The following is a 19,875-nucleotide window of genomic DNA, read 5'->3' as shown; positions in this document are numbered from 1 at the left end:
GTCATCAGGGACAAGATCATCGGACACTCCGCAGACCCTGCCGATGAAGATCATTGACTGCCAGCCGACACGCCGATCTCATTCTGAAACGATCAGTAAAGCGGGTGTCGCAGCCCAAAGGCCAAGGGCGAAACGGGTTTGCCAGGGGGTGGTTCCACAGGATGACATGCGCTCATGAGCAGAATGGCGCAGGTCCTCGTCCTGGCACAGTACGAGGACGACGTTATGGAGCCGCTGACGCGGGCCGACGAGACGCGCACCTGGCGCGGCAGTTTCGAGCGGATACCCGACTGGTTCGTCGGCGGGTGGTACCTCGAGTTCTACCGGGAGAGCCAGCGCCGCGGAGTCCTCGCAGACCTGGAGGCGCTGCCTTGGAACCGGCCTGAATGCGTCCAGGTGATGCTCCACGACGAAGACGATGATTGCTTCGGGTTGTGGATGTTCCAGGACGGCGCGCTGGTCGAGGTATCGATCCCGAGCACGCAGCGGGTCCACGTCCCGCCGCCGTCGTGGTGGGACGGTAGCCCGCGACCCGGATCCCTGTGGCGGACGGACGGGCCGGACCGCGGGCTCCCTGCGCACTCTCCTGAGCACGAACAGGATCCGCGACTGTCTTGGTAGCGGGTGGTCGGGCCCTACAGGAACACGGGCGTGCCACAGCCGTGCCAGGTGAGGCGGTGCCGAACGGGGACCCACGGGGAACAGCGGTGATGGGGTCAATTTGTCGCAGGTCAGCGTCCCCTAGGTGAGGCCGGGTCCGCAGCCTCAGTCTTCCAAACTGGGGATCTTCCGCGAGCGAGCTGTCCGCTACGTGCGGACCCACTCCGCGACTTCCGCGGCACCACTGCGGACGGCCCCATCCGGATCGTCGGCAAGAACAGCGCACGCAGCCGAAACGGCACGACCCGCCTCACCTGGCGGCCAGGCCACATCGTACGCGGCAGTCTGCAACCAATCGCCGTGGTTGTCGTCAGCGCGAGCGACAGCACGGGCCACAAGCCGCACCGCGGCCAAGGACCCCTGCCTCAGGAGGGCTTCTGCGGTAACCCTGGTCACGAACGTGTTCTCTGGATCGAGCAACAGGCCTTCCAGAACGGCCGCAGCGGACGCAACTCCCGCGTGCGGGGCAAGTCGCGGGCCAGCAGCGGCCCGCACGGACCACGAAGGCGACAGACCGTCCTCGATTGCCTCCGTAAGATCGTCACTGCTTGGGAAACTCGGCATGCCGGCATGTTGCCACGGCAGGCTCAGACCGGCCCAGTCAGCAAGACGGACCAGGCACAGGGCAAGCATCGGAGTGTCTCACTGCGCTACAACGGTCCCTCATCGGGGCGTACGACCAGGGACGTTCGCGGACGGTCACAGCCCGACGCCGACGCCGACGCCGTCCAGGCCCAGATGCGGCAAGTCCTGGACCCTCTGGAAACGAAGCTTCGTGACCCGGTCCGGTCGAGGGGTGGAAGCAGGGTCCCGCGCCGCGCGGTTAGGGGGCCGAACCCGGGGGTTGGTTTCCGCGCGGCTGTGGTGTCCCGGGGGCGTGCCGGGACATCCTGTGCGCATGGAGGACGAGCCCCTGGAGCAGTGGGTGGAGCGCCGCGAGGAACGGCAGGCACGCAGGAAGGGCCGGCTTCGTGCGGGCACCCTTGCTGCGGGGCCGCCGCGGGGCGCTCACGTGGATCCGGACGCCCCACGTCTCATCTCGCAATGGGACGGCTATGCATGGCAACCGGTCGCCGTGGTCTCCGGCCTGGCCGAAGCCCGGGCCCTGCTGAACGCGGCCCGGCGCGGACGGCAGGCCGGGCCCTCGGACGGGGGGCAGCGCGCGGCCCCGCCCCCTTCCGCTGCGGCCGCCGACCGGCGGAAGGCACGGCTGCGGGCGCTGCTGGACGAATAGCCGGGCCTCGGCACGCGCATCGCCGCTCAGGAGTATCAGGAGTAGAAGCTTTGGCCGAACTCCTCGGGCCCGAAGCTGAAGTCGTCCGGGCGCTCCCGGCGCAGTTCCTCGTGCCGGACGGCGACCAGGTCGATGGCCTCGTGGATCGAGCAGCCCAGGGTTTCCCGGATCGTCCGCGCCGCGAACATGATCCGGTGATCGAGGATGTCGCGGTCCACGCTCGCCGGCAGTGCGGTCACGGTCCCCCCGGAAGTCGCTGTCCCAGTAGCAGGGTAGCGCGGCCGCACCGAGCGATGTCGGTGGCCGTCGCTAGCATCGGCGGCAGCCTTCGGGGAGGGAGCCATGGGGTACACCGGCGATGTCGTACTGGCGCGGAGTGACGGGCCGTTGGAGCGGATGCGCGGGTTCGAGGAGACCGCCGACGACCTGGACGTGTGCCTGCCGCGCCCCGGGGGCTGGAAGACGCTGCAGTTCGGCCGGTCGCTTCCGGACAACGACGACGATCGATGGCTGGAGAGGCTGGTGGCCGCGACCGGTTCGCCCGTCCTGATCGCGAGCGTCTTCGACAGCGACGTCTGCTTCGTACGCGGCCTCACGCCCTCCGGGGCGGTCTGGTCCGCCTTCCTCGACCCGGAGATGGCCGCCGACTACGAGATCGCCGGGTCGCCGCCGGCCGTGGACGACGCGCCCCCGGGGGAGAGCGAGAAGGCGCGGAACGTCCGCTGGATGCTCGCGGAGGTGCCGGGGACCGCGGAGGACATCGCCGGCTGGGCCGCCGAGGCCGGGTTCACCGCGGACCGTGACGCCCTGCGCGAGGTGCTCGCCAAACGGGCGGACCCGTTCGTGGAGGACCTGTTCTTCGAACTGATCGACGCCTGCGGACTGCCACCCGTCCAACCGGAAGGAGAAGGAGAGGAAACCGTGGACACCGACCCCCTCGCGCACCCCGGTCACCGCCTCGATGACGACAGCCCCCTCGGCGCCGAGCTGGAGAAGGCGGTGCTGAACCTCCCGCGTGACGGGCACCTGGTCATGGAGTGCGCCGCGGACCAGCAGTGTTACGCCCAGGTGTGGCACCGCCCCGACGGCACGTACCAGCTCGAGTACCGCGACCGCGCCCCCGCCGAGCACTACCGGACGCGAACGGTGTCCGCGGAGAAGGCCGTCGCGGCCCTTCAGGGCTGGACGGCGGGCGGGGTCGCCTGGCGGGACGCCTTCCAGTGGGAGTCGATCGGTGCCTGGTTCGCCGATTCCTAGGGACCCCTCCCCCCATGCCGTCTCGACGGCCGGCGCGTACGACGCCGTCGCCGTCCTCTACGCGGAACTGTTCAGCGACTCCCTCGGCTCGCTCCCGCTGGACCGCGCGCTGATCGCGGCCTTCGCCGACTGCGTGCGGGCGGCCGGCGGGAGGACCGTCGCCGACCTCGGCTGCGGCCCGGGGTACCTCACCGCGCACCTGCGGGACCTGGGGCTGGAGGCCTTCGGCGTCGACCTGTCGCCGGTCATGATCGGCCTCGCCCGCGAGGCCCATCCGGAGCTGCGCTTCGACGTCGGCTCGATGGACGCCCTGGACGCCGTCGCCGACGGCGAGCTGGACGGCATCGTGTCCTGGTACTCCGTCATCCACACGCCGCCGGGCGAACTGCCCCCGTACTTCGACGAGTTCCGCCGGGTCCTGGCCCCGGGCGGCCATCTCCTGCTGGGCTTCTTCGAATCCGGCGGGGGCCCCCTCGAGGCGTTCGACCACAAGGTGACGACGGCCTACCGGTGGCCGATCGACGACCTCGCCGCCCTGGCGACGGCGGCCGGCTTCACCGAAACCGGCCGCATGCTCCGGGAGCCCGGACCGGACGAGCGCTTCCGCAGGGGCCACCTGCTGATGACCAGGGCCCGGCCGGCCGGACCCGGCGTCAGCGCAGCCGCGAGGACGACAGGATCGATGCCAGGTGGGCCACCACCATCAGCCACGTGATCACCGCCAGCGCGGCGAGCGTCCAAGCGGTGGGGGCGGCACTGCCGGTCAGGGTGTCCGCGACGGCCGCGGCGAGCAGGACGAGGGAGGCCTCGATGCCGTTGGTGAGGCGGTGGATCTTGAGGGCCGAGGCGAGCCGCCGGACGGTGGCGACGCCCTCGGAACGGGGCCGGGCCGCCTCGTCGCCGGCGACGGACAGGCCCCGGCGGGCGCGGGCGACGTCGACGAGGTCGGTGGACGCCTTCAGCAGCACGACGCCCAGGGCCGTCGCGAGGCCGACCGAAGCCCAGTACGCGGACCCGTCGTGGGCCACCCGGAAGCCCGCCCCGGTCAGCAGTGCCGCGTCGGCCAGGTAGGCGCCGAGACGGTCGACGTAGATGCCGGTCGCGCTGTTCTGCCCCTTCCAGCGGGCGACCTCGCCGTCCACGCAGTCGAAGAGCAGGAAGAGCTGGAAGAGCACGGCGGCCAGCACGGCCCCGGTGAGCCCGGGGATGAGAAGGGCGGCGCCCGCGCCGACACCGCACACGACCATCGTCCACGTCAGCGTGTCGGGGGAGATCCGGGTCCGCACCAGCTGCCGGGTCATGCGGAGCGAAACGCGCCGCATGTACAGGCGGCCCGCCCAGTGCTCGCCGTTGCGGCTCCGCAGCTTCGCCTGCGGCTGGCAGACCTCGCGCAGCTCCGCCAGTGCCGGGGCAGCAACCATGACGATCTCCTCCCAATTGATCACCGCGCGCCGTGGTGATCGGCACAGGCTAGGGGACGCCTCCGCGAGTCCCGTCGGGGGCCCCGGGACGGCGAACCGGCACATGGCCGTACGCCGATGAGTTTCCGGCGCCGGGACCGTCCTTAGGACGTACGCGCCCATGCGTCAGGAGGAGGCAGCGATGACCACCGACGGATTCACCACGTGCCTGTGGTTCGACGGGAAGGCCGAGGAGGCGGCGAACCACTACGTCTCGATCTTCAAGAACTCCGCGATCGGCACGATCGGCCGCTACAACGAGGCCGGGCCCGGCCCCGCGGGGTCCGTGCTGGCCGTGGAGTTCACGGCCAACGGGCAGAAGTTCGTGGCGCTCAACGGCGGTCCGCACTTCACCTTCAACGAGGCGGTCTCGTTCCAGATCCGCTGCGCCGACCAGGCCGAGGTCGACTACTACTGGGAGAAGCTCACCGACGGCGGTGAGGAGGGCCCCTGCGGATGGCTGAAGGACCGGTACGGGGTGTCCTGGCAGGTGTTCCCCGAGGTGCTGCTGGAGATGGTCGGGGACGCCGACCCGGAGAAGGCCCGGCGGGCCACGGAGGCGATGCTGTCCATGAAGAAGATGGACCTCGCCGCGCTGCGGCGCGCGTACGACGGCGGGTGACCCGGGGGACACGGCGTCGGGGGCCCGTCCGGAGCGACCGGACGGGCCCCCGAGCGTGAGGAACGCGGGTGGCGTGGACTCGGTGGAGTCAGCAGCTGCCGCCGCAGCGGCAGGGCGCTCCGGACTGGCAGCCGCATCCGCAGCCCGAACCGCAGCCGCACGCTCCGAGCAACGGCAGCTCACGGATGCCGGGGGATTGCGGGGTCCCCTCGGGGGACGGCTGGTCGCGGGCGGTGGGCGACGTGGGGGACTCGGGCATGGTTACCCTCCTATGCCGTTGGTGACGGCTGCCTGCATGCCTGCCACCAGTGAACGGCATCCCCCACCGGCGCATCAACGGCGCGCGGAAGCGTTCCGCCCCTGGGGGCGCACCCGCCCCGCGCGCCGCGTCGTCCCGCGCCGTACGGCCGTTGCGGCCGACAGGCCCTAGTCCGCCGGCATCGGGGTGGGAGGCGGGGACAGCTCGTCCGCGTGCTCGCCCGTGACGAGGTAGACGACGCGCTTGGCGACCGAGACCGCGTGGTCGGCGAAGCGCTCGTAGTAGCGGCCGACGAGGGTGACGTCCACCGCCGTCTCGATGCCGTGCTTCCAGCGGTCGTCGAGCAGGTGCTGGAAGAGCGTGCGGTGCAGCTCGTCCATGCGGTCGTCGTCCGCCTCCAGCTGCAGGGCGTCGTCGACGTCCTTGCTGATGATCACCTCGGCGGCCTTGGCCATCAGCCGCTGCGCCAGCTGGCCCATCTCCAGGATCGTGGCGTGCAGGTCGCTCGGGACGGCGGTGTTGGGGAACCGCAGCCGTGCGAGCTTCGCCACATGGCGGGCGAGGTCGCCGGAGCGCTCCAGGTCCGCGCTCATGCGCAGGCTGGTGACGACGATCCGCAGGTCGGTCGCGACGGGCTGCTGGCGGGCGAGCAGGGTGATGGCCCGGTTCTCCAGCTCGCGCTGCAGGTCGTCCACCTTCTCGTCGGCGGCGATCACGCTCTCCGCGAGCTTGAGGTCCGCGTCGAGCAGCGCCGTGGTGGCCCGCCCGATCGCGGAGCCGACCAGCCGGGCCATGTCGACCAGGCCGTCACCGATCGAGTCGAGTTCCTCGTGATATGCGTCGCGCATCGCGATCCTTCCGTTGCCGCTTCAGCCGTTCGAAAAGAGGATTGTCCTCCCACGCTGACACGCTCCCCAACCTCGCGCGCACACGCGTACCGCTCGAGCATCGGGAATGAACCGGTGCTGACACCACGGTGAACTCTTGGCAACGCGCGTTCGAGAAGACGCTCCGACCGCTGTGGGTCACTCATTCCGTCCCCCTAACCTGGGGGTATGGACGTGAACGCGGCAGTCGCCGCAGCCAGTGCGATCGCCGGGCTCTGCACCGGTGTGATCGCTGTGCTCGCGTTCCGCTGGAGCGAGCGGGAGCAGGCCCGCCCGACGCGCACATCCCTGCGGCCCGACGCCGCAGCCGTACTACCGCCGGGCGTGGACACGGTGCTGTCCGTGCTGCGCTCGTCGGCCGTCGTCCTCGACGAGGGCGACACGGTGGTCAAGGCAAGCTCGGCGGCGTACGCCCTCGGGCTGGTTCGTGGCGGAAGGCTCGCCGTCGACCAGATGCTGCAGATGGCCCGGGAGACCCGGCGGGACGGCGAGATACGGCAGGTGGAACTGGACCTGCCGCGCCGGGGCGCCGGCCGCGGCGAGGGCCTCGCGGTCTCCGCCCGGGTGGCACCACTGGGCTCGCGCCTGGTGCTGCTCCTGGTCGAGGACCTGACCGACGCCCGGCGCATCGAGGCGGTGCGGCGCGACTTCGTCGCCAACGTGAGCCATGAGCTCAAGACCCCGGTCGGCGCGCTGTCGCTGCTCTCCGAAGCGGTGATGGACGCCAGTGACGACCCCGAGGCCGTCGAGCGCTTCGCGGGCCGGATGCAGATCGAGGCCGCCCGGCTGACCAGCCTGGTCCAGGAGATCATCGACCTCTCCCGGGTCCAGGACGACAACCCCCTCGACGACGCCGAGCCGGTCGCCGTCGACGACCTCGTCGCCGAGGCGGTCGACCGCTGCCGCCACCCGGCGAACGCCAAGCAGATCACCATGGCCACCGGCGGCGCCCCCGAGCTGTACATCTGGGGCAACCGTGGCCAGCTCGCGGCCGCGCTCGGCAACCTCGTCGAGAACGCCGTCAACTACAGCCCGGTCCGCACCCGCGTGGGCATCGCGGGCCGCAGGGTCTCCGCACCCAGTGGCGACCTGATCGAGATCTCCGTGACCGACCAGGGGATCGGCATCTCCGAAAAGGACCGGGACCGCGTCTTCGAGCGGTTCTACCGGGTCGACCCGGCGCGCTCGCGCGCCACGGGCGGCACCGGCCTCGGTCTGTCCATCGTCAAGCACGTGGCCGCCTCCCACGGCGGGGAGGTCACGGTGTGGAGCGCCGAAGGCCAGGGCTCCACCTTCACCCTGCGGCTGCCCGAAGCCGCGGCGTCCCGGGACGGCCGGGACCGCTCCACCGCCGTGGCGGTGGAGGACGGCGGGCCCGGCTCCGGGTCCTCTTCCGCCCTCTACGAGACGTTCCCCGATCACATCCCCGCCCCGGAGGTCCTCCCGTGACCCGAGTACTCGTCGTCGAGGACGAAGAGTCCTTCAGTGATGCCCTGTCGTACATGCTCCGCAAGGAAGGCTTCGAGGTCGCCATCGCGGCGACCGGGCCCGACGGGCTGGACGAGTTCGAGCGCAACGGCGCCGACCTGGTCCTGCTCGACCTGATGCTGCCGGGCCTGCCCGGCACGGAGGTCTGCCGCCAGCTGCGGCTGAAGTCCAACGTCCCGGTGATCATGGTCACCGCGAAGGACAGCGAGATCGACAAGGTTGTCGGTCTCGAAATAGGAGCGGACGACTACGTCACCAAGCCCTTCTCCTCCCGCGAGCTGGTCGCCCGGATCCGGGCGGTGCTGCGCCGTCGCGGCGAGCCCGAGGAGATCTCGCCGTCGGCGCTGGAGGCCGGCCCGGTCCGCATGGACGTCGACCGGCACGTCGTGACGGTGGGCGGCGGCAAGGTCGACCTGCCGCTCAAGGAGTTCGACCTCCTGGAGATGCTGCTGCGCAACGCGGGCCGCGTCCTCACCCGCATGCAGCTCATCGACCGGGTCTGGGGCGCCGACTACGTCGGCGACACCAAGACGCTCGACGTCCACGTCAAGCGCCTCCGCGCCAAGATCGAGCCGGACCCGGGCGCGCCGCGCTACCTGGTGACGGTCCGTGGCCTGGGCTACAAGTTCGAGCCGTAAACCGGCCGCGGCCTGGCTTCGGGTTCCAGCCGTAGACCGGTGACCGGACAGGAAGGGGCCCCGGGGGCGATGTGCTCCCGGGGCCCCTTCGCGTGCCGGGGTGTGCTCAGCCGGCGGGCGACTCGGTGATCGTCTCGGTCTCGGTCGGCGAGGCCGTGGCGCCCTCGGCGGGCGACTCGCCCGGGCTCGCGGTCTCCGTGGGCGAGGGCTTCTCGCTCGGCCCGAAGGAGGCGTAGTAGCCGGCGGCGGGCAGCGCGAGGCTCTGCAGGGAGACCTCGCCGGTCTTGCTGAAGTCGAAGACGACGTCCTTGAAGTCGCCGTCGGTCTTGCTCGCGGAACCGCCCTTGAACAGGGCGGACGGGTTGCCGTCACCGCCGAGCAGCACGGAGCTGTGGCCGGGCAGGGTGATCGTGCCGGACAGGTCGGCGTCCAGGGAGCCGACCTTCACGGAGTCCAGGGTCTGCGACTCGTCGCCGTTGTTGAAGATCTTGGCCGTCACCGAGGAGGAACCGTCGGAGGTGGCCTGGGTGAGCACGACGACGTTCTGGACCTCGATGTCGCCGACGCTGGTCGCGGCGTTGTCCGGCCTGACGCGCAGCGTCTCCGCGCTGTTCCCGGCAGCGCAGGCGGCGAGCGGGAAGAGCGAGAGTGCAAGGGCGGCGGCGAGAGCGCCGCGTCGAAGGCTGCTGCTCACGGCGGCGGCATCTCCTTGGGCGGGGTACGGAGGTACGGACGTACGGGACTTACGGGTTACCTGGTGCTGGATTAGGTTACCGAGCCTGTCTCGTGCGCCCGCACCGGGCCACCCCCCGGCGGGCCGGGGCTTCACCCACCCGGGTGTCCGGGAGACGTTCCAGGGGGCCGTCGGGGGCCTTCCACGGGGCCCCGGGCGGAACGGCGCGGGCACGGCGGAATCCATTACGGGATTCCGCCGAACGATTCCCGCCACACCGGCAAGATCCATTTACCGTTCATCCGCCGGACGGAAATCCGGCGTGGTGCGAAAATGGATCAATCAAGCCCGTGGCGGCCGAACGGAGTAGCGAGAGACCCCCCGCAAGAGAGCGACAAATCGGGATGTTCCTCCCCTTGTCCTGGCCCTCGGAAGGGTGTAACGGCAGCGTTTCAGGGCCCCTCGACACCCACTCCGACCTGCGAATTCCGCCTTCCGCTCCCCTCCCGCAGCACGTTCCGGGCGCACTTGTCAAGCCCCGAGATATGCCCTGACCTGCGAAAACGCCATTCAGAACCAGCCGTTCCCGTGTTACCCTGGATAGCCACGGAAGGGGTACCTGTCACATGACGTTCAAGGTTGGCGACACCGTGGTCTATCCCCATCACGGGGCCGCGCTGATCGAGGCCATCGAAACTCGCCAGATCAAAGGCGTGGACAAGACCTACTTGGTGCTCAAGGTCGCCCAGGGCGACTTGACGGTACGCGTGCCCGCGGACAATGCGGAGTTCGTCGGCGTGCGCGACGTGGTCGGTCAGGAAGGGCTGGACCGGGTCTTCGAGGTGCTGCGCGCACCGTACACCGAGGAGCCCACCAACTGGTCCCGCCGGTACAAGGCGAATCTGGAGAAACTCGCCTCCGGCGATGTCATCAAGGTCGCGGAAGTCGTGCGTGACCTGTGGCGTCGCGAGCGGGAGCGCGGGCTGTCGGCCGGCGAGAAGCGCATGCTCGCCAAGGCCCGCCAGATCCTGGTCAGCGAGCTCGCGCTCGCGGAGAACACCAACGAGGACAAGGCCGAGACCCTCCTCGACGAGGTCCTCGCGTCCTGACGCGGATTTCCGCCGTGGTGCCCGGTGCGTTCCCTACGCCGGGCACTGCGGCATGCCGGGGCGCCCTCACGGTGGCCTGGCACTTCGACGACGCCGAGGATCCCCCTCGTCTTCGTTCGCGCGTCGCTTCCCCCTGCATACTGGGTGCCGGGCCCGGGCAGCTGGCCCTGTCGGTGTCACGGAAGGGTCCGACAGGGGCTTCGCGCCCGGCACGTTGAGGCGATACCCATTTCGGCCAAGGACACAAACCTGACTACCGCGGCAGTCATTCCCGCCGCCGGACGTGGAGTCCGGCTCGGCCCCGGTGCGCCCAAGGCGCTGCGCACCCTGGGCGGCGTCCCCATCCTCGTGCACGCCGTGCGTGCCATGACCCGCGCCCGCGCGGTGTCACTGGTCGTCGTCGTGGCGCCCCCGGACGGGGTCGCCGAGGTCAGGGCGCTGCTCGACAGCAACGGCCTGCCCGAGGCCAAGGACATAAGGGTCGTCGCCGGCGGCGAGAGCCGGCAGGACTCGGTACGGCTGGGCCTGGCCGCGCTGCCGGACGAGGTCGAGGTGGTGCTCGTCCACGACGCCGCCCGCCCGCTGGTGCCGGTCGACATGGTCGACGCCGTCGCCGCCGCCGTGCGGGACGGTGCCTCGGCCGTCGTGCCGGGGCTGCCGCTGGCCGACACGGTCAAGGAGATCGACCCGGCGACCGACGCCGTCGTCGGCACCCCGGACCGCTCGCTGCTGCGCGCCGTCCAGACCCCCCAGGGCTTCGACCGGGCGACGCTGCTCAAGGCGCACACCACGGTCACCGGGCCGGTCACGGACGACGCGAGCATGGTCGAGCGGCTCGGCGTCCCGGTGCTGGTCGTGCCGGGGCACGAGGAGGCCTTCAAGGTCACCCGCCCGCTGGACCTGGTCCTCGCCGAGGCCGTCCTCGCCCGCAGGAGGGCCACCGATGACTACTGAGCCGACGGGCACCGCCCCGGCCGCCCACGTCCCCGTGCTGCCCCAGGTGGGCATCGGCACCGACATCCACGCCTTCGAGCCGGGCCGTGAACTGTGGGTCGCCGGTCTGCTGTGGGAGGGCGAGGGGGACGGCCTGGCCGGGCACTCCGACGCCGACGTCGTCGCGCACGCCGCCTGCAACGCGCTGTTCTCCGCCGCCGGCATGGGCGACCTGGGTGCGCACTTCGGCACCGGGCGCCCGGAGTGGTCGGGCGCACCCGGTGTGACCTTGCTCACGGAGGCCGCCCGGATCGTCCGCGAGGCGGGCTACGACATCGGCAATGTGGCCGTCCAGGTCATCGGTCCCCGCCCCAAGATCGGCAAGCGCCGCGACGAGGCCCAGAAGATCCTGTCCGCCGCCGTGGGCGCCCCCGTGGCGGTCTCCGGCGCGACGACCGACGGTCTGGGCTTCACCGGGCGTGGCGAGGGGCTGGCGGCCGTGGCGACCGCGCTGGTGGTCCGCCGCGCGAAGTGACCGGCGGCACGGAGGAGTTGACCCGGCGCCCGCAGGGTCGTGCCGTCCGCCGTACGGGTGAAGCGCCCGCCCGCCGGGCGCTCCCGCGGCCGGTGCGACGGCCCCCGCGAGCGTCACAACACCATGAAGCTCCCGTGGATCGGACGGCGCACGCACCCGGGACCACTACCCTTGATGCGTGACTATTCGCCTGTACGACACCGACGCGCGCCAGGTCCGTGACTTCACCCCGCTCCGGCCGGGCTGCGTCTCGATCTACCTGTGCGGCGCGACCGTGCAGGCAGCCCCGCACATCGGGCACATCCGGTCCGGACTGAACTTCGACATCATGCGCCGCTGGTTCGCCTACCGCGGCTACGACGTCACGTTCGTGCGCAACGTCACGGACATCGACGACAAGATCATCGCCAAGTCCGGCGAGCAGGGCCGCCCCTGGTGGGCGATCGGTTACGAGAACGAGCGGGCCTTCAACGACGGTTACGACGCGCTCGGCTGCCTGCCGCCGACGTACGAGCCGCGCGCCACCGGCCACGTGCCCGAGATGATCGAGATGATGCGCGGCCTCATCGAGCGCGGCCACGCCTACGAGTCCGAGGGCAACGTCTACTTCGACGTCCGCTCCTTCCCGGACTACCTGGAGCTGTCCAACCAGGAGCTCGACAACCTGCGCCAGCCGGAGAGCGAGGGCGAGACCGGCAAGCGGGACGCCCGCGACTTCGCGATGTGGAAGGCCGTCAAGCCCGGCGAGCCGTCCTGGGAGACCCCGTGGGGCCGTGGCCGTCCCGGTTGGCACCTGGAGTGCTCCGCGATGGCCCACAAGTACCTGGGCACCGCCTTCGACATCCACGGCGGCGGCATCGACCTGATCTTCCCGCACCACGAGAACGAGATCGCCCAGGCCAAGGCCTTCGGCGACGACTTCGCGCAGTACTGGGTGCACAACGCCTGGGTCACGATGAGCGGCGAGAAGATGAGCAAGTCGCTCGGCAACTCGGTGCTCGTGAGCGAGATGACCAAGCGCTGGCGCCCCATCGTGCTGCGCTACTACCTCGGCACCCCGCACTACCGCTCGATGATCGAGTACAGCGAGGAGTCGCTGCGCGAGGCCGAGTCGGCGTTCGCGCGGATCGAGGGCTTCGTGCAGCGGGTCGTCGAGATGGCGGGCCCGGTCGAGCCGGCCGCCGAGGTGCCGCCGGCCTTCGCCGAGGCGATGGACGACGACATGGGCGTCCCGCAGGCGCTGGCGATCGTCCACACCACCGTCCGGCAGGGCAACTCGGCGCTCACCGCGGACGACAAGGAGAGCGCCGTCGCCCGCCTCGCCGAGGTGCGGGCGATGCTCGGCGTCCTGGGCCTGGACCCGCTGGACGCGCACTGGTCCGGCGACGGTCGCGGGGAGGACCTGCACGGGGTCGTGGACTCCCTCGTCCGGCTGGTGCTGGAGCAGCGGGAGTCGGCCCGCGGGCGCAAGGACTACGCGACCGCCGACGCCATCCGCGACCGGCTCCAGCAGTCCGGGCTGGAGATCGAGGACACCCCCTCCGGGCCGCGCTGGACGCTCGGCTCCCGGTAGCCGGGCGTCCGCGTCATCATTGACACGTACGTACGTTCACGCAGTAGCAGCAACAGCAGCAGGAAACAGGTGACCCATGGCCGGCAACAGCCAGCGCAGGAACCGCCGCACGTCCAACAAGAAGGGCGCCACGGTCGGTAGCGGCGGGCAGCGGCGCAGGGGTCTGGAGGGCAAGGGCCCCACCCCGCCCGCGGAGGCGCGCAAGGGGCACGCCAAGCAGCGTGCCGCGAACGCCAGGGTGAAGCGCGCCGCGTCCACGCAGTCGCGCCGTCCGTCCGGCCGGGGCTCCAAGTCCACCTCGGAGCTGGTGGCCGGGCGCAACCCGGTGGTGGAGGCGCTGCGCGCCGACATCCCGGCCTCGGCGGTCTACGTCCAGCAGTTCATCGACAACGATGAGCGCGTGCGCGAGGCGATCAAGCTCGCCACCGACCGGGGCATCCCGCTGATGGAGGCCCCGCGGCCGGAGCTCGACCGCATCACCAACGGGCTCAACCACCAGGGCCTGGTGCTGCAGATCCCGCCGTACGAGTACGCCCACCCCGAGGACCTCGCCGCCGAGGCCTTCGACGCGGGCGAGGACCCGCTGATCGTCGCGCTGGACGGGGTCACCGACCCGCGCAACCTCGGCGCCGTCGTCCGCTCCGTCGCCGCCTTCGGCGGCCACGGGGTCGTCGTGCCCGAGCGCCGCGCCGCCGGGATGACCGCGGGCGCCTGGAAGACCTCGGCCGGCACCGCCGCGCGCGTCTCGGTCGCCCGGGCCACCAACCTCACCCGCACGCTCGAGGCCTACCAGAAGGCGGGCCTCACGGTCGTCGGCCTGACCGCCGACGGCGAGACCGAGCTGCAGGACCTCGAGGCGCTGGCCGGCCCGGTCGTCGTCGTCGCGGGTTCGGAGGGCAAGGGCCTGTCGCGGCTCGTCGGGGAGACCTGCGACCTGCGGGTGCGCATCCCGATGCCGGGTGGCGCCGAGTCGCTGAACGCGGGCGTCGCCGCGGGCATCGTGCTCTACGAGGCGGCGCGCCGCCGGGCCTGAACCCGGACGCGCCCCCGTGCGCGCCCCGGCGACAACCCCTGATTGACGGGCCTCGGACACAACGGGGCCCGTCACACAGTGTCCTTATCGGGTGTCACTCGGTTAGATGAGTGTGGACACCAGAACACCCCGCACTCCTCCGGGGGGACGGTCGTCGGCGGTCACCGACGAGCCTGTGCTCAACATGCATAAGGTCTCCTCCGACCCGGCCCAGGTCATCGTCAATCACGCGAGCTTCCGCGTGCAGCTCGGCGCGGCGTCGGGCCGTGCCCTGACGAGGACCCAGCGCGTCCCCGTCATCCCGACCTCCGTCCGCCCCTCCGCGGCCGCACAGCGGCGCGGTGCGCCCCTGGTGTGGTCCGGGCGCAGCGAACCCGGCGACGCCGCTGCCGGCCACCTGCTCGCCGCGGTGCGCCACGGTCAGGTGGACGGCCCCGACCTCGGCGCCGCGACGCAGGTGCTGCCGCGGATCGAGGAGCCGCCGCAGCCCGTCGTCGGCCCGCCGCGCCGGCCGCCGGCGCCCGGCGAGATGCTCGGCGGCATCCGCCCCGCGCGCGGCGCCTACAACGACTACCTCGACCCCGAGGACACCAGCGAGTTCGCGTACGCCGCGCCGACCGCCGGCCCCGTCGACGAGGACCCCGACTTCGATCCGTACGCGGATCCCGACGAGGAGTACGGCCGCGCCCGCAACCGCGAACGCGCCGAACCCATCCGGCACGCCTACTACCCCGGCCGCCGGATGAACCTCGGCATCGTGCTGCTGCCGCTGCGCATCTTCCTGGGCTTCATCTCCATCTACGCCGGCATGGGCAAGCTCTGCGACCCCGTGTACTTCGACGGCGGCAAGCGCGGCTCGATGGTGACCTGGCTCGCCTCGCTCCACCCGTGGGGGCTGGCCGAGCCGCTGCGCGACCTCGCCCTCGCGCACCCCATCGGCGCCGGACTCACGGTGGCCTTCCTGCAGGTGATCGCCGGGGTGCTCACGGTCTTCGGGCTCTGGCAGCGGTTCGCGGCGTCGATCGGCGCCCTGTTGTCGGCGGCGCTGCTGGTGACGGTGAGCTGGCGGACCGTCCCGGCGTACGACACGCCCGACATCATCCTGCTCGCCGCCTGGAGCCCGCTGGTCATCGCGGGGGCGCCGGTCTACTCCGCCGACGGCCGGCTGGCGAGCGAGGCCTGGCGCAAGCTCGGCCCGCGCGCCCCGCTGGGGGAGTTGCGGAGCCGGGTGCTGCGGCGCGGCGCGGTGCTGGCCACGGTGCTGGTCGGGATCTCGCTCGTGGTCGGTGCCACCCTCGGCACCGCCGTACGGTCCACCAGCCCGCGCACGCAGCTCCCCGCCCCGACCGACGTCCCGACCAACAACCTCGAGGGCTCCCCGCTGCCCGAGGTGCCCGGGGAGAAGTCGTCCCGGCCCTCCACGGCCCCCTCGGCGGGCCGTTCCGGCGGTCCCTCGTCCTCCCCGTCCTCCTCGCCGTCGGCGCGGGGGGCGGCGTCCTCGGCGCCGAACGCCACGCACTCGCGTCCCGGGTCGTCCTCGGCCACCACCGGCAGTGGCGGCGGCACCGGCGGCGGGCCCGCGCGGCCCGCGCCGTCCGTCCCGTCCCGCCCCACGGTGCCCAGCAACCCGCCGACGCAGGGCGGCGGCAACGGCACCGGAGGCACCGGCGGCGGTTCCTCCGACAGCGGCGGCGCGCTCGGCGGGCTGCTGGGCAGCGGCGAGACCTCCGGCTGGCTGCTCGGGGCCCCGGCGCGGCACGGCTCGGGCAAGGTCGCGTAACGCCCGTACGGCACACGGGAAGAGGCGGCCGGAGGTTCCACCCTCCGGCCGCCTCTTCGTCGTTCCCTGCCGCTGCCTGCGGCGCTGCCCGTGGTGCTGCCCGTGGTGCTGCCCGTGGCGCGGGCTGTGCCGCGGTCGGTGCGCTCAGGGCTGCGAGGCGAGTTCCTTCGCGGCCTCGGCCAGGTCCTTGGCGGTGTCGATGGCCCGCCAGTAGGCGCCCTGGGGCAGCGGGAAGCCCGCGAGCCGCCGTTCCCGGGCGAGTTGGGGGAAGGTGGTGCGCTCGTGGTCACCGCGTTCCGGGAGCAGCCCGGTGAACTCGGGGGAGAAGACGTAGACGCCCGCGTTGATGAGGAACGGCGAGGGCGGGGCCTCGATGAAGTCCAGGACGTGGCCGAACTCGTCGGTCTCCACGGCGCCCCACGGGATGCGCGGACGGGCCAGCGCCAGCGTGGCGACCGCGGCCCGCTCGATGTGGAAGGCGGCCATCTCCCGCAGCGAGAAGCGCGTCCAGATGTCGCCGTTGGTGGCGTACCAGGGCTCCTGGGGCCGGGGCAGGGAGGCCGCGGCGTGCTTCAGGCCGCCGCCGCGGCCGAGCGGTTCGCGCTCGACGACCGTGGTCACCCGCAGCGGCAGGTCGGCCGCCGCGTCGACGAGCCACTCCTGGAGGACCTCAGCGAGATGGCCGCACGAGATCACGGCGTCGGTGACGCCCTCGGCGGCCAGCCAGGCAAGTTGATGGCCGATGATCGGGATCCCGGTTCCGGGGATCTCGATCATCGGCTTGGGGCGGGTGTCGGTGTAGGGCCTCAAGCGGGAGCCCTGTCCTCCGGCGAGGAGGACGGCCTGGGTCACCGCCGGGGAGGTCGCGGACGTGCCGGTCATGGGCGCACCCTACGCGACCCGCGCGTCGGGTCATCCGAGCGAGGCCACGCCCGTCGCGAAGGCGGTGTCGCAGACCGGCCGCGACCAGGCCTGGGCGCGGTGCACCGAGCCGTACTTGGCGACCGCGGCACGGCCCAGGGACCGGGCGATCGAACCGCAGTACTGCGCCAGCGAAGGCCGCTCGTTCATCTCGCGCTGCAGGTGCGTCAGGGCGATGCCGGGGTTCTTCTCCTGCAGCTCGCCCAGCAGCTTGCGGCGGAGCACCTCCTGCGGGGCCGACCGCTGGGACGCCGCCTCCTTCTGGTGCGAGGCGGTGAGGACTTGGGCGTCGGACGCCGACGTCGCCCACGGGACGCGGGTGACGGCGAGGGTGCCGGAGAGCACGAGGACGACCGGGAGGACGAGGGCGAGTGACTTGCCGATGCGGCGGGCTACCTGGTTCACGGCAGTGATGGTAGCGAGGAGTGATGATTTGGCGACATTTAGCCACTCTGATGAGTGATGAATGCCCCTTGATCGACTACGGGCGCATTGACGAACATGGTCGAAACGCCATTGTATGACCGGAAATGCGGGGGGTTTCGGCCCCGGGAACGGCCGCGGCCCGGCCCCCCTTGCGCGGGGGCCGGGCCGGGTGTGTCCGCGGGCGGTCGGGGACCGGGCGCCCGGTCACCCGCCCGCTCGGTCGCTCAGTGGCTCAGTCGCTCAGTCGCTCACCGGTGGAGGTGGAGAAGACGTGGCTCTCGCCGGCGCGCGGCACGACGCGCAGCACGGAGCCCTTCTCCGGAACCTGGCGGCCGCCGACGCGGATGACCAGGTCCTTGTGCTCGCCGCCGACCTCGGCCGAGCCGTAGACGAAACCGTCCGCGCCCAGCTCCTCGACGACGTTCACCGTGACGGCCAGACCGGCCGGCTCGTCCTTCGACAGGCCCGAGCCCTCGCCGTCGACGATGTCGAAGTGCTCCGGGCGGACGCCGACGGTGACCGTGCGGTCGCCCTTGTCCGCCGCGGCCTGCACCGCGTCGCGCTCGACCGGCACCACGGAGTTGCCGAACTTCACGCCGCCGTCGGTGATCGGCACCTCGACCAGGTTCATCGCCGGGGAGCCGATGAAGCCCGCGACGAAGAGGTTGGCCGGCCGGTCGTACATGTGGCGCGGGGTGTCGACCTGCTGCAGCAGACCGTCCTTGAGGACCGCCACGCGGTCGCCCATGGTCATGGCCTCGGTCTGATCGTGGGTGACGTAGACCGTGGTGGTGCCGAGGCGGCGCTGCAGCGAGGCGATCTGCGTACGGGTCTGGACGCGGAGCTTGGCGTCCAGGTTGGACAGCGGCTCGTCCATGAGGAAGACCTGCGGCTCACGGACGATCGCGCGGCCCATCGCCACACGCTGGCGCTGACCACCGGAGAGCGCCTTGGGCTTGCGGCCCAGGTACTCGGTGAGGTCCAGGATCTTGGCGGCTTCCTCGACCCGCTTGCGGATGTCGGCCTTGTTGACGCCCGCGATCTTCAGGGCGAAGCCCATGTTGTCCGCGACGGTCATGTGCGGGTAGAGCGCGTAGTTCTGGAACACCATGGCGATGTCCCGGTCCTTGGGCGGCAGGTGGGTGACGTCCCGGTCACCGATCCGGATGGCGCCGGCGTTGACGTCCTCCAGGCCGGCCAGCATGCGGAGCGAGGTCGACTTTCCGCAGCCCGAGGGGCCGACGAGGACGAGGAACTCGCCGTCCGCGATGTCGATCTGCAGCGCGTCGACGGCGGGGCGCTCGGTCCCGGGGTAGATCCGGGTCGCCTTGTCAAAAGTGACAGTAGCCATGGTGCAGTGGTCCCTTCACCGGCAGGAACGTGCCGGACGATCCGAGTAAAGGAATGAGGTCTAGTCCACAGGATGTGGACCTTCCGTGACGCTACCTGGCCCGCCCCGCTTTGTCAGTACCCTCCCGGCGGCCAATTCCCGGACCCTCCCCCCTCCCCGCCTGGGTACACTTCTCGTGGCCCCACCCGTCTCCCGGGCACCCCGGAGCGGGGACGGTGCCGTGCCGCCTTAGCTCAGCTGGTAGAGCACCGCTCTTGTAAAGCGAAGGTCGTCGGTTCGAACCCGACAGGCGGCTCCAGTTGGGACCAGCGACGACGCCCCGGACCATGATCGGTCCGGGGCGTTCGACGTCCACGGGTGACGTCTACCGGGGCGGTCACGCGCGGTCGGGCGGCGCCCGAGCGGACGGTCCCTGGCGCTGACGGGCTCACGCTGTGTGTCGGAAGTCACGTGCGCGCAGACGTCCATCGTGATGCCGGGACGCCGACGGACGGAGACGAGGCCCCCACCGCAGTTGCCGCGGTGGGGGCCTCGTCATCGTGGGGCAGATCATCACTGCGCGCGCCCCACTTGGAAAGCCCGGCACTGGCAGGCCGGGCAGAGTTCGTACCGCCCCTGGTCGGTGACCACGGTCCCCCAGCCGAGGCACACCTCGCAGCCGCGGGCCGGAGTGGCATCGGAGCGAGGGGAGGGGTGGACGGCGGCGCCGGCTCCGTAGGGCATGGGGGGCTCCTCAGAGGCGCAGCGACGCGACCGTTTTGGGGCTTGTGTTCGGTTACTTCCGGTATACACCCGGAGGTGCGCCGGCGGGGGCTTTCCCTGGCAAAACCTGCCGGGAACGCGACGCGTGGCCGATGTCCTCGCTCGCCGCCGATGGTGGTCGCCAGGTAGGCGCAGGTACGCCAACTGTTGGCCGAGCCGTCACCTCACGAGCCTTCGGGGCGAACACGTGTCCGGCTAGCCTCGCCTGGTTTTGTTCCACGGCGTGATGGAGACTCGACGTGCAGAGTGGGTACACCGGTCGAAGACAGCGGGC

At 71.5% G+C, this 19,875-nt stretch carries 21 protein-coding genes and 1 tRNA gene; 14 read left to right on the top strand and 8 right to left on the bottom strand.

What is annotated here, in order from left to right; translation table 11 throughout:
• The first annotated feature begins 174 nt into the window (after positions 1-174).
• A complete protein-coding gene (locus PV410_RS36120; protein WP_500330251.1) occupies positions 175-621 on the top strand; it encodes a hypothetical protein in 447 nt (148 codons plus the stop codon).
• 937 nt (positions 622-1,558) lie between these two features.
• On the top strand, positions 1,559-1,894 hold the full coding sequence (locus PV410_RS36115; RefSeq protein WP_500330249.1) for a DUF6087 family protein: 336 nt from the start codon (positions 1,559-1,561) through the stop codon (positions 1,892-1,894).
• A gap of 35 nt (positions 1,895-1,929) precedes the next feature.
• Here the strand turns inward: PV410_RS36115 and PV410_RS36110 are convergent, their stop codons facing one another.
• Positions 1,930-2,133, bottom strand: a complete 204-nt coding sequence (locus PV410_RS36110) for a hypothetical protein (RefSeq protein WP_500330247.1) — start codon at positions 2,131-2,133, stop codon at positions 1,930-1,932.
• Between the two features lie 103 nt (positions 2,134-2,236).
• Here PV410_RS36110 and PV410_RS36105 point away from each other — a divergent pair, with 103 nt between their 5' ends.
• Positions 2,237-3,151, top strand: coding sequence for a hypothetical protein (locus tag PV410_RS36105; RefSeq protein WP_500330246.1), 915 nt, complete (start codon positions 2,237-2,239; stop codon positions 3,149-3,151).
• A complete protein-coding gene (locus PV410_RS36100) occupies positions 3,129-3,866 on the top strand; it encodes a class I SAM-dependent methyltransferase (RefSeq protein ID WP_500330244.1) in 738 nt (245 codons plus the stop codon). Before PV410_RS36105 ends, PV410_RS36100 begins: the two co-directional genes overlap by 23 nt.
• Here PV410_RS36100 and PV410_RS36095 read toward each other — a convergent pair.
• Positions 3,805-4,572: a CDP-alcohol phosphatidyltransferase family protein gene (locus tag PV410_RS36095; RefSeq protein ID WP_500330242.1), complete on the bottom strand. Its 768-nt coding sequence runs from the start codon at positions 4,570-4,572 to the stop codon at positions 3,805-3,807. The genes PV410_RS36100 and PV410_RS36095 overlap by 62 nt on opposite strands.
• Positions 4,573-4,753: 181 nt before the next feature.
• On the opposite strand from PV410_RS36095, the gene PV410_RS36090 reads away from it, so the two are divergent.
• Positions 4,754-5,233 (top strand): VOC family protein, encoded by a 480-nt coding sequence (locus PV410_RS36090; protein ID WP_500330240.1) that lies wholly within the window; start codon positions 4,754-4,756, stop codon positions 5,231-5,233.
• 426 nt (positions 5,234-5,659) lie between these two features.
• On the opposite strand, the gene phoU is transcribed toward PV410_RS36090, so the two are convergent.
• Positions 5,660-6,340, bottom strand: coding sequence for a phosphate signaling complex PhoU family protein (phoU, locus tag PV410_RS36085; protein WP_499513183.1), 681 nt, complete (start codon positions 6,338-6,340; stop codon positions 5,660-5,662).
• Between the two features lie 207 nt (positions 6,341-6,547).
• On the opposite strand from phoU, the gene phoR reads away from it, so the two are divergent.
• Together phoR and phoP are read left to right on the top strand one after the other, a co-directional pair.
• On the top strand, positions 6,548-7,828 hold the full coding sequence (gene phoR, locus PV410_RS36080) for a two-component system sensor histidine kinase PhoR (protein WP_500330239.1): 1,281 nt from the start codon (positions 6,548-6,550) through the stop codon (positions 7,826-7,828).
• Positions 7,825-8,505: a two-component system response regulator PhoP gene (phoP, locus tag PV410_RS36075; protein WP_475986601.1), complete on the top strand. Its 681-nt coding sequence runs from the start codon at positions 7,825-7,827 to the stop codon at positions 8,503-8,505. Before phoR ends, phoP begins: the two co-directional genes overlap by 4 nt.
• Before the next feature lie 106 nt (positions 8,506-8,611).
• Here phoP and PV410_RS36070 read toward each other — a convergent pair whose 3' ends face one another.
• The gene (locus PV410_RS36070) at positions 8,612-9,199 is read right to left on the bottom strand and encodes a DUF461 domain-containing protein (RefSeq protein WP_500330237.1); all 588 of its coding nucleotides are present in this window, start codon (positions 9,197-9,199) and stop codon (positions 8,612-8,614) included.
• Between the two features lie 605 nt (positions 9,200-9,804).
• Between PV410_RS36070 and PV410_RS36065 the strand changes: the two genes are divergently transcribed.
• The 6 genes from PV410_RS36065 (at position 9,805) to PV410_RS36040 (ending at position 16,141) form a co-directional block, all read left to right on the top strand.
• Entirely contained in the window at positions 9,805-10,287 is a 483-nt protein-coding gene (locus PV410_RS36065) for a CarD family transcriptional regulator (protein WP_018559600.1), read from the top strand.
• A 228-nt stretch (positions 10,288-10,515) separates the two neighbouring features.
• A complete protein-coding gene (ispD, locus tag PV410_RS36060) occupies positions 10,516-11,241 on the top strand; it encodes a 2-C-methyl-D-erythritol 4-phosphate cytidylyltransferase (protein ID WP_499516900.1) in 726 nt (241 codons plus the stop codon).
• Positions 11,231-11,755: a 2-C-methyl-D-erythritol 2,4-cyclodiphosphate synthase gene (gene ispF, locus PV410_RS36055; RefSeq protein ID WP_500330236.1), complete on the top strand. Its 525-nt coding sequence runs from the start codon at positions 11,231-11,233 to the stop codon at positions 11,753-11,755. Before ispD ends, ispF begins: the two co-directional genes overlap by 11 nt.
• A gap of 178 nt (positions 11,756-11,933) precedes the next feature.
• Positions 11,934-13,328 (top strand): cysteine--tRNA ligase, encoded by a 1,395-nt coding sequence (cysS, locus tag PV410_RS36050; RefSeq protein ID WP_500330234.1) that lies wholly within the window; start codon positions 11,934-11,936, stop codon positions 13,326-13,328.
• Between the two features lie 76 nt (positions 13,329-13,404).
• Complete coding sequence (gene rlmB, locus PV410_RS36045; RefSeq protein WP_500330232.1) at positions 13,405-14,361, top strand: 23S rRNA (guanosine(2251)-2'-O)-methyltransferase RlmB; 957 nt, start codon at positions 13,405-13,407, stop codon at positions 14,359-14,361.
• Between the two features lie 184 nt (positions 14,362-14,545).
• The gene (locus PV410_RS36040) at positions 14,546-16,141 is read left to right on the top strand and encodes a DoxX family protein (RefSeq protein ID WP_500330256.1); all 1,596 of its coding nucleotides are present in this window, start codon (positions 14,546-14,548) and stop codon (positions 16,139-16,141) included.
• A gap of 144 nt (positions 16,142-16,285) precedes the next feature.
• Here PV410_RS36040 and PV410_RS36035 read toward each other — a convergent pair whose 3' ends face one another.
• The 3 genes from PV410_RS36035 to PV410_RS36025 form a co-directional block, all read right to left on the bottom strand.
• Positions 16,286-17,023 carry a nucleotidyltransferase family protein gene (locus tag PV410_RS36035; RefSeq protein WP_500330230.1) on the bottom strand — a complete coding sequence of 246 codons (738 nt, stop codon included), beginning with the start codon at positions 17,021-17,023 and terminating at the stop codon, positions 16,286-16,288.
• Positions 17,024-17,053: 30 nt separating this feature from the next.
• The gene (locus tag PV410_RS36030) at positions 17,054-17,467 is read right to left on the bottom strand and encodes a hypothetical protein (RefSeq protein ID WP_499513191.1); all 414 of its coding nucleotides are present in this window, start codon (positions 17,465-17,467) and stop codon (positions 17,054-17,056) included.
• 253 nt (positions 17,468-17,720) lie between these two features.
• Positions 17,721-18,839 carry an ABC transporter ATP-binding protein gene (locus PV410_RS36025; RefSeq protein ID WP_500330229.1) on the bottom strand — a complete coding sequence of 373 codons (1,119 nt, stop codon included), beginning with the start codon at positions 18,837-18,839 and terminating at the stop codon, positions 17,721-17,723.
• 222 nt (positions 18,840-19,061) lie between these two features.
• On the opposite strand from PV410_RS36025, the gene PV410_RS36020 reads away from it, so the two are divergent.
• Positions 19,062-19,137: transfer RNA gene (locus PV410_RS36020), tRNA-Thr, on the top strand.
• Between the two features lie 254 nt (positions 19,138-19,391).
• Here the strand turns inward: PV410_RS36020 and PV410_RS36015 are convergent.
• The gene (locus PV410_RS36015) at positions 19,392-19,562 is read right to left on the bottom strand and encodes a hypothetical protein (RefSeq protein ID WP_500330227.1); all 171 of its coding nucleotides are present in this window, start codon (positions 19,560-19,562) and stop codon (positions 19,392-19,394) included.
• Positions 19,563-19,875 lie beyond the last annotated feature (313 nt).

Source organism: Streptomyces sp. PA03-5A (assembly GCF_033792725.1).
Classification (GTDB): Bacteria; Actinomycetota; Actinomycetes; order Streptomycetales; family Streptomycetaceae; genus Actinacidiphila.
This window is presented reverse-complemented; position numbering and strand designations above follow the sequence as displayed.

Excerpts from the sequence above, each read along its gene's own strand:
- PV410_RS36120 (WP_500330251.1), top strand. The coding sequence starts at position 175 with ATGAGCAGAATGGCGCAGGTCCTCGTCCTGGCACAGTACGAGGACGAC.
- PV410_RS36115 (WP_500330249.1), top strand. The coding sequence starts at position 1,559 with ATGGAGGACGAGCCCCTGGAGCAGTGGGTGGAGCGCCGCGAGGAACGG.
- PV410_RS36105 (WP_500330246.1), top strand. The coding sequence starts at position 2,237 with ATGGGGTACACCGGCGATGTCGTACTGGCGCGGAGTGACGGGCCGTTG.
- PV410_RS36095 (WP_500330242.1), bottom strand. The coding sequence starts at position 4,572 with ATGGTTGCTGCCCCGGCACTGGCGGAGCTGCGCGAGGTCTGCCAGCCG.
- PV410_RS36090 (WP_500330240.1), top strand. The coding sequence starts at position 4,754 with ATGACCACCGACGGATTCACCACGTGCCTGTGGTTCGACGGGAAGGCC.
- phoU (WP_499513183.1), bottom strand. The coding sequence starts at position 6,340 with ATGCGCGACGCATATCACGAGGAACTCGACTCGATCGGTGACGGCCTG.
- phoR (WP_500330239.1), top strand. The coding sequence starts at position 6,548 with ATGGACGTGAACGCGGCAGTCGCCGCAGCCAGTGCGATCGCCGGGCTC.
- PV410_RS36065 (WP_018559600.1), top strand. The coding sequence starts at position 9,805 with ATGACGTTCAAGGTTGGCGACACCGTGGTCTATCCCCATCACGGGGCC.
- ispF (WP_500330236.1), top strand. The coding sequence starts at position 11,231 with ATGACTACTGAGCCGACGGGCACCGCCCCGGCCGCCCACGTCCCCGTG.
- rlmB (WP_500330232.1), top strand. The coding sequence starts at position 13,405 with ATGGCCGGCAACAGCCAGCGCAGGAACCGCCGCACGTCCAACAAGAAG.
- PV410_RS36040 (WP_500330256.1), top strand. The coding sequence starts at position 14,546 with ATGCATAAGGTCTCCTCCGACCCGGCCCAGGTCATCGTCAATCACGCG.
- PV410_RS36035 (WP_500330230.1), bottom strand. The coding sequence starts at position 17,023 with ATGACCGGCACGTCCGCGACCTCCCCGGCGGTGACCCAGGCCGTCCTC.
- PV410_RS36025 (WP_500330229.1), bottom strand. The coding sequence starts at position 18,839 with ATGGCTACTGTCACTTTTGACAAGGCGACCCGGATCTACCCCGGGACC.
- PV410_RS36015 (WP_500330227.1), bottom strand. The coding sequence starts at position 19,562 with ATGCCCTACGGAGCCGGCGCCGCCGTCCACCCCTCCCCTCGCTCCGAT.